The 14,996-nt window shown below is 69.1% G+C and carries 10 protein-coding genes; 4 read left to right on the top strand and 6 right to left on the bottom strand.

Translation table 11 applies throughout. The features are described from left to right. Nucleotides 1-192: 192 nt before the first annotated feature. The 3 genes from RBT54_RS08770 to RBT54_RS08760 form a co-directional block, all read right to left on the bottom strand. On the bottom strand, nucleotides 193-3,108 hold the full coding sequence (locus RBT54_RS08770) for an adenosylcobalamin-dependent ribonucleoside-diphosphate reductase (protein ID WP_320366323.1): 2,916 nt from the start codon (nucleotides 3,106-3,108) through the stop codon (nucleotides 193-195). A gap of 218 nt (nucleotides 3,109-3,326) precedes the next feature. Continuing rightward, nucleotides 3,327-4,172, bottom strand: coding sequence for an HDOD domain-containing protein (locus tag RBT54_RS08765; RefSeq protein WP_320366231.1), 846 nt, complete (start codon nucleotides 4,170-4,172; stop codon nucleotides 3,327-3,329). Nucleotides 4,173-4,199: 27 nt separating this feature from the next. Beyond that, nucleotides 4,200-5,231 carry a cation diffusion facilitator family transporter gene (locus RBT54_RS08760; protein WP_320366229.1) on the bottom strand — a complete coding sequence of 344 codons (1,032 nt, stop codon included), beginning with the start codon at nucleotides 5,229-5,231 and terminating at the stop codon, nucleotides 4,200-4,202. A gap of 226 nt (nucleotides 5,232-5,457) precedes the next feature. Between RBT54_RS08760 and dsrO the strand changes: the two genes are divergently transcribed. Genes dsrO through RBT54_RS08745 form a run of 3 tightly spaced genes read left to right on the top strand, consistent with a single transcriptional unit; the run spans nucleotide 5,458 to nucleotide 10,472 of the window. Then, nucleotides 5,458-6,231: a sulfate reduction electron transfer complex DsrMKJOP subunit DsrO gene (gene dsrO, locus RBT54_RS08755; RefSeq protein ID WP_320366227.1), complete on the top strand. Its 774-nt coding sequence runs from the start codon at nucleotides 5,458-5,460 to the stop codon at nucleotides 6,229-6,231. Nucleotides 6,232-6,253: 22 nt separating this feature from the next. Further along, nucleotides 6,254-7,351: an NrfD/PsrC family molybdoenzyme membrane anchor subunit gene (gene nrfD, locus RBT54_RS08750; protein ID WP_320366225.1), complete on the top strand. Its 1,098-nt coding sequence runs from the start codon at nucleotides 6,254-6,256 to the stop codon at nucleotides 7,349-7,351. 25 nt (nucleotides 7,352-7,376) lie between these two features. After that, complete coding sequence (locus tag RBT54_RS08745) at nucleotides 7,377-10,472, top strand: molybdopterin dinucleotide binding domain-containing protein (RefSeq protein WP_320366223.1); 3,096 nt, start codon at nucleotides 7,377-7,379, stop codon at nucleotides 10,470-10,472. Nucleotides 10,473-10,519: 47 nt separating this feature from the next. Here RBT54_RS08745 and RBT54_RS08740 read toward each other — a convergent pair whose 3' ends face one another. Further along, complete coding sequence (locus RBT54_RS08740; protein ID WP_320366220.1) at nucleotides 10,520-11,149, bottom strand: response regulator transcription factor; 630 nt, start codon at nucleotides 11,147-11,149, stop codon at nucleotides 10,520-10,522. Nucleotides 11,150-11,158: 9 nt separating this feature from the next. Next, on the bottom strand, nucleotides 11,159-13,051 hold the full coding sequence (locus RBT54_RS08735; RefSeq protein WP_320366218.1) for a PhnD/SsuA/transferrin family substrate-binding protein: 1,893 nt from the start codon (nucleotides 13,049-13,051) through the stop codon (nucleotides 11,159-11,161). A gap of 186 nt (nucleotides 13,052-13,237) precedes the next feature. Here RBT54_RS08735 and RBT54_RS08730 point away from each other — a divergent pair, with 186 nt between their 5' ends. Next, complete coding sequence (locus RBT54_RS08730; RefSeq protein ID WP_320366216.1) at nucleotides 13,238-14,089, top strand: endonuclease/exonuclease/phosphatase family protein; 852 nt, start codon at nucleotides 13,238-13,240, stop codon at nucleotides 14,087-14,089. Between the two features lie 50 nt (nucleotides 14,090-14,139). On the opposite strand, the gene RBT54_RS08725 is transcribed toward RBT54_RS08730, so the two are convergent. After that, nucleotides 14,140-14,949, bottom strand: a complete 810-nt coding sequence (locus tag RBT54_RS08725) for a DUF2189 domain-containing protein (protein ID WP_320366214.1) — start codon at nucleotides 14,947-14,949, stop codon at nucleotides 14,140-14,142. Nucleotides 14,950-14,996: the final 47 nt, after the last annotated feature.

Below are 14,996 nucleotides of genomic sequence, written 5' to 3'. Positions count from 1 at the left end.
TGCATTGGGGCGAATTGATGCGTCGAATTATAGGGGCAAAGATACCGCGCCTGTTCCGGCACCGGGTTGCGTCCTGCAAACCGTTTGCCCTTGTGCGTGGCCCCGGAGCCGGAATGTGAAAAGGACGGGCAAGCCTCTCGAGCTGCCCGTCCTTTTACTTCATCGAACAACGGTCCCGGTGCGGCTCGGTCCTCAGCCGCAGGTCCCCACCGCGCCGCAGGCGGTGCAGAAGTCGCAGCCGTCCTTGCGGATCACGGTGTGGTTGCCGCACTCGGTGCACAGCGCGCCCTGCATCAGCTTGGGCTCGCTGTCGTCGCGCGGCGACTCGAGGATGCCCATCTCGCGCGTCGGGTAGCCCTTTTCGTCGAGCACGCCGAGCATGGCATAGCGGTGGATGATGAGCTGGGCGAGGTAGGCCACCGTGCTCGGCCAGTTCTGCTGGCGGCGGGTGCCGGGGACGAAGGCCATGAAGTCGCCGAGCGGCTCGGGGTAGTCGAGCAGTTTGCGCAGCTTCATGCCGATCCAGGCCGGGTCCATGACGCGCATGTCGAGCGACAGGATACGGGTGAGGCCGTCCAGCGCGCGCGGGTAGTTGCCCGACAGCCACACCGAATACGGGCGGGTGACGCCCGCGGCGTAGTCGTCCTGCGGCGGCAGGGTGATTTCCTTCAAGCCGAGCACGAAGTCTTCGCCGGTGGCCGGGTTGTAGATGTCCACCGTCCACGACAGCGTGCCGTCGGTGCCGGTCTTGGGCTCTTCCAGGCTGAACAGCGTGTCCAGCACCGGGTTGTGCTCGTCTTCCTTGTCGAACACGCCGAGCTTTTCGCAGCGGTAGCGCACGACCTGGGCGAAGGCGGACACGGTGCCGGGCATGAGCTTCTTCTCGCCGTGGGGCGGAAGCGGCATCTCGAAGGCCTTTTCACCGAGGTTGCGTGCCAGGGTGTCGAGCTTCAGCTTGAGCCAGGCGCGGTCGTTGGCGCGCATGTCCATCGACAGGGTCTTGGCCACGGCACCCAGGCCGCGCGGCTGGTCGGCGCCATTGACCCACACCTCGAACGGGAAGCTGCCGCCGTTGTTGCCGACTTGGCCGACGAAGAGTGCGAAGTCGCCGGTCGGGGTGCTGAGCATGTAGGTCCAGGCCATGTTGCCGTCGGGCATCTCGGGGCGGCCGGGCCAGCGCAGGCTGGCGAGCACCGGGGCGGGCAGGCTCTTGATCGACAGGCGCTTGTTGGCATCGACGATCTCGACGTCGTGCGGCTGCTTCTGCTCGGCGGTCGGGGTGACCGACAGCACCGAACCCAGCACGGCGTTGGGGCGATAGGTGGCCAGGCCCTTGAGGCCGTCCTTCCAGGCGGTGAGGTAGAGGTCCTCGAACTCGGCGTAGGGGTAGTCCTCGGGCACGTTCACCGTCTTGGAGATGGACGTGTCGATGTACGGGGCGACCGCGGCGACCATGTCCTTGTGCGCCTGCGCGGAGATCTCCAGCGCGGTGACGAAGGATTGCGGCAGCGCGTCGACGTTGCCGCCGAGGTGCTTGTACAGGCGCCACGCGTAGTCCTCGACCGCGTACTCCTTGAAGGTGCCGTCGGCCATGCGCTTGCGCCGGGTGTACGTATAGGAGAACGGCGGCTCGATGCCGTTGGAGGCGTTGTCGGCAAAGGCCAGGCTGATGGTGCCGGTGGGCGCGATCGACAGCAGGTGCGAGTTGCGGATGCCCTGCTTGCGGATCTTGTCCTTCACGTCGGCCGGCAGGCGCGAGGCGAAGTTGCCGCCCGACAGGTACATGTCGGCGTTGAACAGCGGGAAGGCGCCGCGTTCCTTGGCCAGATCGGACGAGGCCAGGTAGGCGCGGTTGCGCATGAACTCGGAGATCTTGCGGCCTTCTTCGCGCGCCTCGGGCGTGTCGTAGCGCTTGCCGAGCATGATCAGTGCATCACCCAGGCCGGTGAAGCCCAGGCCCACGCGGCGCTTGGATTGCGCTTCGGCGTGCTGCTGCGCGAGCGGCCAGTGGGTGGCCTCGAGCACGTTGTCGAGCATGCGGATCGAGACGTCGACCACCTTGCCGAAGCCGGCGTAGTCGAACTCGGCCTTGTCGCTGAACGGGTTCCTGACGAAGGGCGTAAGGTTGATCGAGCCCAGGCAGCAGCAGCCGTAGGGCGGCAGCGGCTGTTCGGCGCAGGGGTTGGTGGCCTCGATGGTCTCGCAGTAGTACAGGTTGTTGTCCTGGTTCATGCGATCCAGGAACAGGATGCCCGGTTCGGCGTGGTCGTAGGTCGAGCGCATGACCTGGTCCCACAGGTCGCGCGCGCGCACCTTGCGGTACACCCACATGCCGTCCTCACGCTGGTAGGCGCCGGCCTGCTTCAGTTCTTCGGTGGGCTCGGCCTTGTGCGCGAGTTCGACGAAGCCGTCGGCCTCGACAGCTTGCATGAAGGGGTCGGTGACGCCGACCGAGATGTTGAAGTTGGTGAGGTCGCCGTGGTCCTTGGCGTGGATGAATTCCTCGATGTCCGGATGGTCGCAGCGCAGCACGCCCATCTGCGCGCCGCGGCGGGCGCCGGCCGATTCCACCGTCTCGCACGAGCGGTCGAACACACGCATGTACGACACCGGGCCGGAGGCGTTGGAGGCCGTGCCCTTGACCAGCGCGCCCTTGGGGCGGATCGAGGAGAAGTCGTAGCCGACGCCGCCGCCGCGGCGCATGGTCTCGGCGGCTTGGGCGAGCGCGGTGTAGATGCCGGGGCGGCCATCGACCGCCTCGGTCACCGAGTCGCCGACCGGCTGCACGAAGCAGTTGATGAGCGTGGCAGCGAGCGTGGTGCCGGCGGCGCTGTTGATGCGGCCGGCGGGCACGAAGCCCTTTTCCTGCGCCTCGAGGAACTTCGACTCCCAGTGCGCGCGCTTGTCTTCGGATTCGATCGCGGCCAGCGCGCGGGCGACGCGACGGCGCACTTCGGCGACGGTCTGCTCATCGCCCTTGGCGTACTTTTCAACCAGGACCTCGCCCGAGATCTCCTGCATCGGCAGGTTGGCGGCGGTGGGTTTTACGGTGCCTTGGGAGGGCGCACTGCTGGGTGCGGCGGTGGACGCGCTGGAGGTCTCGCTCATGGTCTTTTTCTTCATCCGTTGTGGTTCATGGAACGGACTGAAGAATAGCGCGGAAGCTGCGAATGCGCAAAAAAATTAAATCGTTTAAAAACAATGGCTTGTTGTTTTTGTTTGTATCTTAAAGATTTTTGATGCACTACATCTAGTAGCTATTTGCACCCTGATCCTGGCAGGAATCCCTGTGTTTACGCGGGTTTGCGTGCGCGGCCAGGGCGATTTCAGCGCGGGAAGAACAGCGCCAGATACGCGGCGAGGTTCAATTCGGCCTCCTCGCGGATCGCGCCCAGCTGTTCGGGGTCCAGCCCGATCAGCGGCCACACGTCTGCGGCGACGGCCGTGGCCGCAGACGTGCTTGCCTCGCCCTTCGTGTCGGCCTCGGCGATCCGGCGCGCCAGGTGCAGCGCGGCGGCGTCGGGGGCGAAGGCGCCGCCCAGGCGGGGCAGCATCTGGGTGCCAATTGCGCCGGCGAAGCGGTCCGGCAGTTGCCAGCGATCCATCAGCGCGGCGCCCACTTCGGCGAAGTCGCAGCCGACGATGCGGCGCTCGGCTGCTTCGAGCGCGTCCTTGCCGGCCTCGGCTTCGCGCTGCGCCATCGCCGCGAGCTCGGGCACCGTCTGGTAGAGCACGAGGTGGCCGATGTCCGACAGCACGCCGATCACGAACATGCGCTCGCCCATCGGCTGCGCGGCCGTCTGTGCCGCGGCACGCGCCGCCAGGCCGGTGAGCAGGCTGCTGCGCCAGAAACGCTGCATGTCGAGCCGTGCCGGCCGGATGCCGGCGAAGGTCGCCTGCAGCGACATTGCCAGCACGAGGTCGTGCACCTGATGCAGGCCGAGCAGGGTGACGGCGCGCAGCACGTCATCGATGCGCCCGCGCGGGCCGTACAGCGCGCTGTTGACCAGGCGCAGCAGGCGCGCGCTCAGCGCAGGGTCGGCGCCGACCAGGCGTGCAACCTCGGCGATCGAGCCGTCGGGGGAATCGACCTGTTCCCGGACGCGCTCGTAGACATCGGGCAGCGAGGTCAGCATCTCGATCTGGCTGACGAGTTCCTGGGCGGAATGCATGGCGACTTCCTTTGAGGCTTGAGCGGATCAGGGGTTCGGTGCCTGGCCCGGGCTGGGGTTCGGGGGCGTCTGGCGCGCGCCGCGTGGGCTGAAAACCAGGGGCTGGGCGGGTGGCAGTTCGGGCTGCAGGGTGGCGTGTTCGATGCCGAAGCGGGTCTGCAACAACTGGCGCTCGGCTTCCAGGACGGCCGGCCAGCGTGATGCCTGGGCCAGCACGACATGAGCCGAGAGCGCGGTGCCGCGCGAATCGAGGCTCCAGATGTGCAGGTCGTGCACCGAGCGTACGCCGTCGACGGTCGCCATCGCGCGCCCGACCTCGGGCAGCGACAGGCCATCGGGCACGCCCTCGAGCAGGGTATGCACCACGCGGCGCAGCAGCGACAGCGTGGAGAACAGGATCAGCCCGCAGATCAGCATGGTCAGCATCGGGTCGATCGGCGTCCATCCGGTATAGAGGATGACGATGCCCGAGGCGAGCGCCGCGACCGAGCCGAGCAGATCGCCGATCACGTGCAGCAGGGCGCCGCGGGTGTTGAGGTCGCCTTCGCCGCGGGTGAGCAGCCAGGCGACGACGATGTTCAGTACCAGCCCGCCGAGCGCGACCAGGATCACCGCCTCGCCGGCGACTTCGCGCGGATTGATCAGGCGCTCGACCGCGTGCCACACCAGGCCGCCGACCACGGCGAGCATGAACAGGCTGTTGACGAATGCCGCCAGTGCCTCGACCCGACGCAGGCCCCAGGAGTGGCGATTGCTCGGGGCGCGCTGCGCGACCCGGGCGGCGATCGCGGCCAGGCCGAGCGACATGGCGTCGGTGAGCATGTGGCCGGCATCGCCGAGCAGCGCAAGCGAGCCCGACCACCAGCCAGCGACCGCCTCGACCGCGGCGAAGCCGAGGGTGAGCGCGAGCGCCAGCGGCAGGAAGCGGCTGGCGGAATGGTCGTGGTGGTGGTTATCGTGGGGGGCATGATCGTGAGGAGGGTGCGCATGGCGCTGCTGGCCATGCTCATGTCCGTGCGCGGCGGTGTCGTCATGGTCGTGGTCGTGCGCCTGCTGCATCGAATCGCTTCCTGTCGATCGGGAAGTGTCGATTATGCCCCCGTTGCTTTCGCGGGCAAGCCTCCTTCCACGGCCCTGCCTGCCCGCGCGGATGGGCGTTCCCTGGCCGGAGTGGCATTCACGCAATAGGTAAAACCATCTAGTGCCCTGCCTCATCTCCCCAATTTTTCTATGGGTATCGAAAGCCTAGAGTGGCTTCCACGCCAATGGCCCGTGGAGTACCGCAATGAACAAGGCTTTCCAATCCCCCGATTCCGCCGCCTGCGCCGCATCGGCGCCGGCATCGGCCTCGCGGCGCAACTTCCTGCGCGGCGTGCCGGTCGTGACCGCCGCGGCGGTGATGGCGCCGATGCCGGCGATCGCCGCCACCGGCAAGCAGCAGTGGGCGATGCTGATCGACGTACGCAAGTGCATCGGCTGCCAGGCCTGCACCGTGTCCTGCATCCAGGAAAACGCCGTGCCCGAGGGCAGCTTCCGCACCGTGGTGTCGACCTACAGCGTCAAGCTCACCGACAGCGCCCAGCCCGCCGGCACCTACGTGCTGCCGCGCCTGTGCAACCACTGCGACAACCCGCCGTGCATCCCGGTGTGCCCGGTGAGCGCCACCTACAAGCGCGAGGACGGCATCGTCGCGGTCGATGGCGACCGCTGCGTGGGCTGCGCCTACTGCGTGCAGGCCTGCCCCTACGACGCGCGCTTCATCAACCACGAGACCAACAAGGCCGACAAGTGCACCTTCTGCGCCCACCGCGTGGATGCCGGCCTGTTGCCCGCCTGCGTCGAGACCTGCGTCGGCGGCGCGCGCATCTTCGGCGACATCAACGATCCTGAGGGCGAACTCGCCCGCCGCCTGAAGGAGGCGCAGCCGCAGCTCAAGGTGCTCAAGCCCGAGCTCGAGACTGCACCGCGGGTGTTCTACATCGGCCTCGACGAGCGCTTCACCGGCAAGGTCGAGGGTCAGGGCACGCTGTGGAAGCCCCGCAACCTGCCGCACGCCTGAACCGCACGCGAGGAGATCCATCATGAACCCGAACATCGTCGAAACCATCAATGTCGCGCGCGAAGTCGCGTGGCTGCCGTGGGCGGTGCAGTACTTCTTCCTTATTGGCCTGTCCTACGGCGCCTACCTGCTGTCGCTGCCGGGCATCGTCTTCCGCCGCCCGGGCTGGGCGGGCATCTCGCGCCTGGCCCTGCTCGGCGCGCTGGTGTGCGGACTGGCTGCGCCGGTGGCACTGCTCGCCGACCTGCACCAGCCGGGTCGTTTCTGGCACTTCTATGCCTACTTCACACCCACCTCGTGGATGTCGTGGGGCGCCTTCTTCATCCCGGTGTATCTGGGCGGACTGCTCACTTATGCCTGGCTCGCCTTCCGCCCCGACCTGGCGCGCCATGCGCAAAGCGGTGGCAAGCTTGCCGGCCTGGCGGGTCTGCTCGCCTACGGTGGTCACGAGAGCCGTGGGGCGCTCAAGGCCGCGGCGCTGCTCGCCTTCGTCGGCGCGGCGCTGGTGGCGCTCTACACCGGGGCCGAGGTCGCGGTGGTGCAGGCCCGTCCGCTGTGGAACACGCCGCTGCTGCCGCTGCAGTTCTTCATCACCGCCTTTGCCGGCGCGGTCGGCCTGGCCTTGCTGTTCAACCGTTTCAGCGTGCGTGACGCGGCCGCCAACCGCCGCATGGCCGGCGTGCTGGCCGCGACGCAGGTTGTGGCGCTGGCCGTGGGTGCGCTGTGGCTGGCGCTCGGCGTCTCCGGCATCTCGCCAGTCCATGCCCAGGCCCTGGCCGAAGTCGGCCCCTCGGCCAACTGGCAGCTCTCCGCCGCGTGGGCAGTGGCTGCCACCGTGCTCACCCTGGTGCTGGCGTGGAAGTGGCCCGGCTCCGGCCTGCTGATCGGCCTGCTGGCGCTGCACTCGGCGTGGATGATGCGCTGGTCCATCTTCATCGGCGGCCAGGAAGTGCCCAAGACCGGCGCCGGCTACTACACCTATTCGCTGCCGCTCGGCCCCGAGGGCCTGATGGGCATCGTCGGCACCGCCGGGCTGTGGGTCTTCCTCTTCATCCTCATCACCACCTTGCTGCCGCTCGACCGCCTCGCGGCCGGCAACACCGACAAGGCTGCCGCCTGAGCGCGGGCGACCAAGGAGAAACATCATGAAAATCGAACGTCGTGAAATCGTCGCCGCCGGTGGCCTGGCCGCCTTTGCCGCCGGCTTCTCGCAGACCCTGGGCCGCATGGTGTCCAACTTCACCGGTCCTGAGGACAAGAAGATCGCCGAAGGCCGCCACATCCACGGCTGCTCGGCCGAACCGGAATACAGCGTCGATCCGGTGACCGGCGAGTTCACCCCCAACCCCAACCAGCAGGTCAGCTACACCGCCTGCCTGGGCTGCACCACGCAATGCGGCGTGCGCGTGCGGGTGGACAAGGCCAGCGGCCAGGTCATCCGCGTGGTCGGCAACCCCTACAGCCCGCTGTCGACCGAGCCCCACCTGCCGATGAAGGCGTCGGTGAAGGAGAGCCTGATCGCCCTGTCGCGCTTCCAGGACCAGGGCCTGGCCGGGCGCTCGACCGCCTGCGGGCGCGGCAACGCGGCCATGGATCAGATGAGCTCGCCCTTCCGCGTGCTCACCCCGCTGAAGCGCGTCGGTGCGCGCAATTCCGGCCAGTGGCAGCCGATCTCCTTCGAGCAACTGGTGAAGGAGGTGGTGGAGGGCGGCGACCTGTTCGGCGAGGGCCACGTCGAGGGCCTGGCCGCGCTGCGCGACCTCGAGACCCCGATCGACCCCGCGGCGCCCGAGCTCGGCAAGCGGGTGAATCAGGTGGGCGTGCTCACCAGCGTCAACGATGGCCGCGAAAACTTCAGCCGCCGCTTCTGGAACCAGTCCTTCGGCACGCTTAATCACGTCGGTCATGGCTCGTACTGTGGCGGTGCCTACCGCTCTGGCTCGGGCGCGCTGTTCGGTGATCTCAAGAAGATGCCGCACGCCAAGCCCGATCTGTCGAACGCCGAGTTCGTGCTCTTCATCGGCACCGCGCCGGGCAACGCCGGCAACCCGTTCAAGATCTTCGGCTCCAAGCTCGCCAAGGGCCGCGCCGCGGGGCGGCTGGACTACGTGGTGGTCGATCCGGTGCTGAACAATTCGAACAACCTTGCCGCCGCTGATCATGGGCGCTGGGTGCCGATCCGCCCGGGTACCGACGGCGCGCTGGTGATGGGCATGATGCGCTGGATGTTCGACAACGATAAGGTCAATGCCGCCTACCTCGCGTGGCCCAACCTCAAGGCCGCGCAAACCGCCGGCGAGCCGTCCTTCACCAACGCCGGCTGGCTGGTGATCGCCGAGGAAGGGCATCCGCGCCAGGGCCGCTTCGTGCGTGGCTCGGATATCGGCATGGAGGTTGCCGCCGAGGACAGGTACAAGGACGCCGACCCCTATGTGATCGCCACCGCCAGCGGCGAACTGGTCGCGGCTGAGACCGCAATGGTGCCGGCCGTGCTCGAAGCCACGCGGGTGATCGAGCTCGGCGGCAAGCCGGTGACGGTGAAGACGCCCTTCGAGCTGCTGCGCGAATCTGCGCGCCGCTTCGCGCTGGCGGAGTATTCCGCCGCCTGCGGTATTCCGGAAGCAGTCATCGCCGGGCTGGCCGAGGCGTTCACCCGCCACGGCCGCAAGGCGAGCGCGGTGGCGCATGGCGGCATGATGGCCGGCAACGGCTTCAGTAACGCCTATGCGGTGGTCACGCTCAACGCGCTGATCGGCAACCTCAACTGGAAGGGTGGCTTCATCGTCAATGGCGGTGGTTTCAAGGACAACGGCGCCGGCCCGCGCTACGACCTCGCCGGTTTCCCCGGCCAGGTCAAGCCCGCTGGCACGCCGATCGGGCGCAACGTGCCCTACGAGCGCTCGAGCGAGTTCAAGCGCCGCCAGGCCGAGGGCAAGCCCTATCCGGCCACCGACGCCTGGTTCCCCAACGCGCCGGGCCTCGGCACCGAGTGGTTCACCGGCGCGCTGCGCGGCTACCCCTACACGCTCAAGGCGCTGGTGCTGTGGAGCTGCAACCCGCTCTACGGCATCCCCGGCATCCGCCCGCTTATCGAGGACGGGCTGAAGGACCCGACGAAGCTGCCGCTCATCATCGCGGTCGACCCGCTGATCAACGAGAGCAATGCCTTCGCCGACTACATCGTGCCCGACTCGATCATGTACGAGAGCTGGGGCTTCCCGGCGCCGTGGGCGGGCATCCCGACCAAGGCCACGACCGCACGCTGGCCGGTGGTGGAGCCCAAGGCAGCGACCACCGCCGATGGCCAGCGCATCGGCATGGAGACCTTCTACATCGCGCTCGCCAAGGCCATGGGCCTGCCCGGCTTCGGCGCCGACGCGATCGCCGACATGGACGGCAAGCGCTACCCGCTCGATCGCGCCGAAGACTGGTATCTGCGCGGCGCGGCCAACATCGCCTTCGCTGGCAAGGCGCCGGTGGGTGACGCCACCGACGAGGATATGGCACTCACCGGGGTCGAGCGCATCCGTCCGCTGATGGAGGCTACGCTGAAGCCCGAGGAGTGGCGCAAGGCGGCGATGATCTTCACCCGCGGCGGGCGCTACCAGGGCGCTGGCGAGGCGCAGGATGCCGAGCACCCCGAGTGGCAGACCAACCGCTTCAACAAGCCGCTGTGGGTGTGGAACGAGCTCATCGGCACCGCGCGCAACACCATGACCGGCCAGCGCAGCAGCGGCTGCGCGACCTGGATGCCGCCGTCCTTCTTCGACGGCACGCCGATGCGCGAGATCCACACCGAGGCCGACTGGCCGCTGCAGGTGGTGAGCTACAAGTCTGCGCTGCAGAACTCCTACAGCATCGCCACCCGCATCACCGGCCTGCACCCGGACAACCCGGTGATCGTGCATCCGGCCGATGCCGAGAGGCTGGCGCTGAAGACCGGCGACAGCGCGCGCATCCGCACCCCGGGCGGGGCGGCCGAGTGCACCGTGATCGTGCATGAGGGCGTGATGCCGGGGGTGATGGCGATCGAGCACGGCTACGGCCACCGCGAACTGGGGGCGCGCGCCCACCGCATCGGCGATCACACGCAGCCCGATCGCCCCGACCTGCGCGCCGGCATCAACCTCAACGACCTCGGCCTCACCGACCCGACGCGCGGCGACAAGGTCATCTGGGTGGATTCGGTGTCCGGCACCGCGGTGCGCCAGGGCCTGCCGGCGCGGCTCGAGCGGGTGTGAGGCCGTGCGGCGGAGCGGGGGCGCAAGTTACCCGCTCCGCCGCGCCTTCAGTCCAGCGCCGCCGGGTCCGCGCGCAGCATCAGGCGTGCAAGCTCGGCGGCGCTGCCGACCCCGGTCTTTTCCATGACGTGATGACGGTGCACATGCACCGTCTTTTCGCTGATGTCGAGCTCGCGCCCGACCAGCTTGTTGGGCAGGCCGAGCGCCACCCGGCGCGCGACCTCCAGCTCGCGCGGCGACAGGCGGTCGAGCAGGGCCTGCGCCTCGGTGCAGCGCGCCCTCTGCTCGCGCGCCGCGCAGCCGAGCTTCACCGCGCGCCCGACGGCGTCGATCAGCGCCTGATCCTTGAACGGCTTTTCCAGGAAGTCGCAGGCGCCGTGCTTCATCGCCTGCACCGCGAGCTCGACGTCGCCGTGGCCGGTGATGAACACGATCGGCACCTGCCAGCCGCGCTGGCGCATTACCTGCTGCAGCTCCAGCCCGCTCATCATCGGCATGCGGATGTCGAGCACCAGGCAGGCGGTGGCGGCGGGCTCGGGGGTGGCGGCGAGGAAGTCTTCGGCCGAGGCGTGGCTGGCCACCGCCCAGCCCATGGATTCGAGCAGGAACACCAGCGAGCGGCGAAAGGCGGCGTCGTCGTCGATGACGTGGATCAGGAGGTCTTCGGTCGGGGTCATGGCGAGTTCTTATGCGGTGGGCGTGCCGGTGGGCGTCGGGCGTTGTGCGGAAGCCGCAAGCGGCAGGCTGAGGATGAACAGCGCGCCAACGGCGCCGACGTGCTGTGCGGCGGTGGGAGGTGAGGCGGGAGGTGAGCCGGTAGGTGCCGCGGGCGATGCGTCGGACGGCTCGTCGCAAGCCGCCGCCGTGAGCCGGCCACCGTGGGCCTCGGCGATGCTGCGGCAGATCGACAGCCCGAGCCCGAGCCCGTCGGCCTTGGTGGTGAAGAAGGACTCGAACAACTGCGCGCGCGCGGTCTGATCGAGCCCGCTGCCGTAGTCGCGGACCAGGATGCGCAGGTTGCCTGCCGCGGCCTCGAGCCGGATGTCGATGCGCTGGCGCTCGGCCGGCAGGCCGCGGCTGGCGTCCCAGGCGTTCTTCAACAGGTTGAGCAGCACCTGCTGGATCTGCAGGCGGTCGGCGTCGATCAGCGTGCCGGCGGGCAGGGCGTCGTCGACCGCGACCGGCGGCGCCTGCGCGAGCATGCCGCGAAACAGGGTGACGGCCTCGTCGACCAGCTCGCGCGGCGCCACGCGCTCGCGGCTGGCGGTGCGTTTGCGGGCGAAGCTGCGGATGCGCCCGAGGATGCCGGCGGCGCGCTCGGCCTGGCCGGTGATCTCGCTGGCGGCCTCGCGCACCGCGGCCTCGGTCAGGCGCTGGTGGTCGGCGCGGCGGGTGAGGCTGTTGGCGTAGTTGGTGATCGCGGCCAGCGGCTGGTTGAGCTCGTGCGCGAGCGTGCCTGACAGCTCGCCGAGCACCGACAGGCGCGACATGTGCTCGGCCTGCTCCTGCGCGCCGCGCATGCGCGCCGCCATCGCCTCGCGCGCGGCGAGCGCCTCGCGCAGCGCGGCGGTGCGGGTCTGCACGAGGTATTCCACACGCACGGTGTACAGGATCCAGCTCAGGATCAGCAGCGCGAAGCCGCCCACCCAGGGCCAGTAGCGCTCGGCCAGCACCATCAGCGTGGGCCCGCGCAGGTAGGCGTAGGGACCGATCTCGAGACGGCGGAAGAGTTCATGCACCGACTGGTAGTCGGCAGGCACGGTCCACGCGATGCCGTCGCGGTCCGCGCGCATGCCGAGCAGCGCGATCGCGACCATGCGCGACAGTTCGGGTGGCGTGTGGCGCAGCGCGGCGAGCGGCCAGTCCGGATAGAGCCGGGTCGACGTCGCGCACGGAAAACCCGGCTCGGCGCGCGGCGACAGCACCCGGAAGCGTGCCGCCCACTCGGGTTGGTCCTCGAGCAGGCAAGTGCGGATCACGCCGGCATCGGCCAGCCCGGCGTCGAGCGCATCGATCACGCCGCCCATCGGGAAGCCGACCTCGCGCAGTTCGGCGAGCTCGGCCTCGGGGTCGATGCCGAGCGCATCGAGCTCTCCCCACGCCACCTGGTAGCCGCCGAATCCGCCACGGCCGACGATCGCGAGCCGGCGGCCACGCAGGTCTTCCAGGGTGTGCAGGCTGCTGGCAAGCGGCACGATCACCGCGGAGCCCAGGGCGCGCTCGGGCGCGCGCGTGCCGCCCGTGTCCAGGGTGAGGATGCGGCTGGCGCCGAGTACCGCCTCGAGCTCGATGTAATGCCCAGGGTTGGTGATGATGAAGTCCAGTTCGCCGCGGCGCGCGGCTTCGCGCAGGCCGTCGTGGTCCAGGTGGATGAGGGCAGGGGCGTAGCTGGGCAGTGCGGCTTGCAGCCTGCGCACCACCGGCGACCATTCTTCCACGGTAGCGTCGGAGCCGAGGAAGGCGAGCACGCCGATGCGCAGCGCCTGCCCGGGGGCGGCCGCATGGGCATGCATGAAGCCGGCACAGGTGAGGACGGCAAGTGCGATCGCGGCAAGGCGCGTACGGATCACTGTAAGCATCGGCGCAACATCGCTTGCCGCGCGGTGTGCGTCAAGTGCACACCGCGGCCTACGCGTGGGATGCCCGCGGATCGGTTGCGGCGGGCGTGAATTCGATCCGCAAGGTGGAGGTGTCGGTATCTGGCGATGTATCTTTGACGCCGTCCATAAGATGATCCCGATCGAGATGAACAAGGCGAGGGCGACATGAGGCTGCTGACCTGGAACATCCAGTGGGGCCGCGGTGCGGACGGCAGGGTGGACCTTGCGCGCACGGTGGCGGCCATCCGCGCGGCGGGCGAGGTCGATGTGATCTGCCTGCAGGAGGTGGCCTGCAATTTCCCGGGCCTCGCGGGCGGTGCGCGCGAGGCCGAGCCGGCGTACCTTGCGGCGGCCTTTCCCGGCTACGAGGCGGTCTTCGCGGCGGGCATGGACGTGCCCGACGGCGAGGGCGGGCGGGCGCGCTTCGGCAACCTGCTGCTGTCGCGCCTGGCGGTGGGGCAGGTCTTCCGCCACCTGTTGCCGGCGCCGGCCGACCCGGCATTCCCGGCGATGCAGCGGGTGTGCGTGGAGGCGGTGGTGAGCGCCCGGCGCGGGCCGCTGCGCGTGCTGACGACACATCTGGAGTACTACTCGCAGCGCCAGCGCCGCGCCCAGGTCGAGGCCCTGCGCGCGCTGCACGCCGAGGCCGCCGGACAGGCCGCGGCGCCGGCGGCGGGCAAGGAGTCGAATCCGGCCTTCGCCGCGCGGCCGCGGCCGGCGTCGGCGGTTCTTTGCGGGGATTTCAACTTCGAGCCGGATTCAGCCGAGCATCGGTTGATGCAGGCGCCGATCGGGGCGGGCGTGCCGGCGTGGTGCGACGCCTGGCGGGTGGCCGCGCCGGGTGCGCCGCATGCGCCGAGCGTCGGCCTGCACGGGGCGGACTGGCCGGACCGTGCCTACTGCTGCGACTTCTTCTTCGTGACCACGGATCTGGCGCCGCGCATGCGCGCGCTGCAGGTGCTGTCCGAAACCGCGGCGTCCGATCATCAGCCGGTGGTGCTGGAACTTGACGACTGAGGCGCGCACCGCCATGTGCGGCGGGCGCGGGCTTCAGCCGGGCGCAGGGTTCAGCCGGGCGGCAGGGGCTCGATCAGGTCGCGGTAGGCGTGCCAGGTGGCGTGGCCGATGATCGGCATCAGCACCACGAGGCCGATGTTGAAGGTGGCGAAGCCGATCGCGGTGAGCACGACGATCAGGGCCGCCCACACCAGCATCGGACCGGGGTTGTTGAGGAGCGCGCCGAAGCTCGCCAGCATCGCGGTGATTGCGTCCTGGTTGCGGTCGAGCATCAGCGGCACCGACACCACGCTGGCTGCAAAGGCGATCGTCGCGAATACCAGCCCGACGCCGACATACGCGCCGAGGAACTCGAGGTTGCGCAGGCTGAGGATCTGCTCGATCAGGCTGTCGAGGCTCGGCATCTCGTCGGTATAGAACAGCGCGAACACCACCATCGACGCGCGCGCCCACACCAGCAGCACGACGCCGAGCACGACCGCGAACACGCCGATGTTGCTCATGTTGCGGCGCCACACGGTGAGCGTGGGGCCGAGCGCGCACGGCTCGCCGCGTTCGCGCCGACGGCTGAGCTCGTACAGGCCCATCGCGACCAGCGGCCCGACGAGCAGGAAGCCCGAGGCGAGCGCGGCGATGTATTCGTAAGCGTGGAGAAACATCACCACGGTCAGTACGCCCATCGCCGCGAAGCACAGGCCGTAGAACAGGCTCGGGCCCGGGGCGGCGCGCAGGTCGGCCGCGCCGCGGGCGATCCACCGGAACGGGGCGCCGAGCGAGACCTCGCGCACGGTGGGAAAGGGCAGGCCGGGGTCGTCGTCAGTCCGCGGCTTGGCTTGCGTCGAGGGGTCCGGCTCCGTCATGTGGATCTCCTGTGGGTGTTGCAATGACCGCGGAGCGGGAGAAGTGT

The sequence above is a fragment of the Thauera sp. genome (genome assembly GCF_034003485.1).
Lineage (GTDB): Bacteria > Pseudomonadota > Gammaproteobacteria > Burkholderiales > Rhodocyclaceae > Thauera.
Note: the sequence above shows the minus strand (reverse complement) of the source record. Positions and strands in the feature narration are given on the sequence as shown.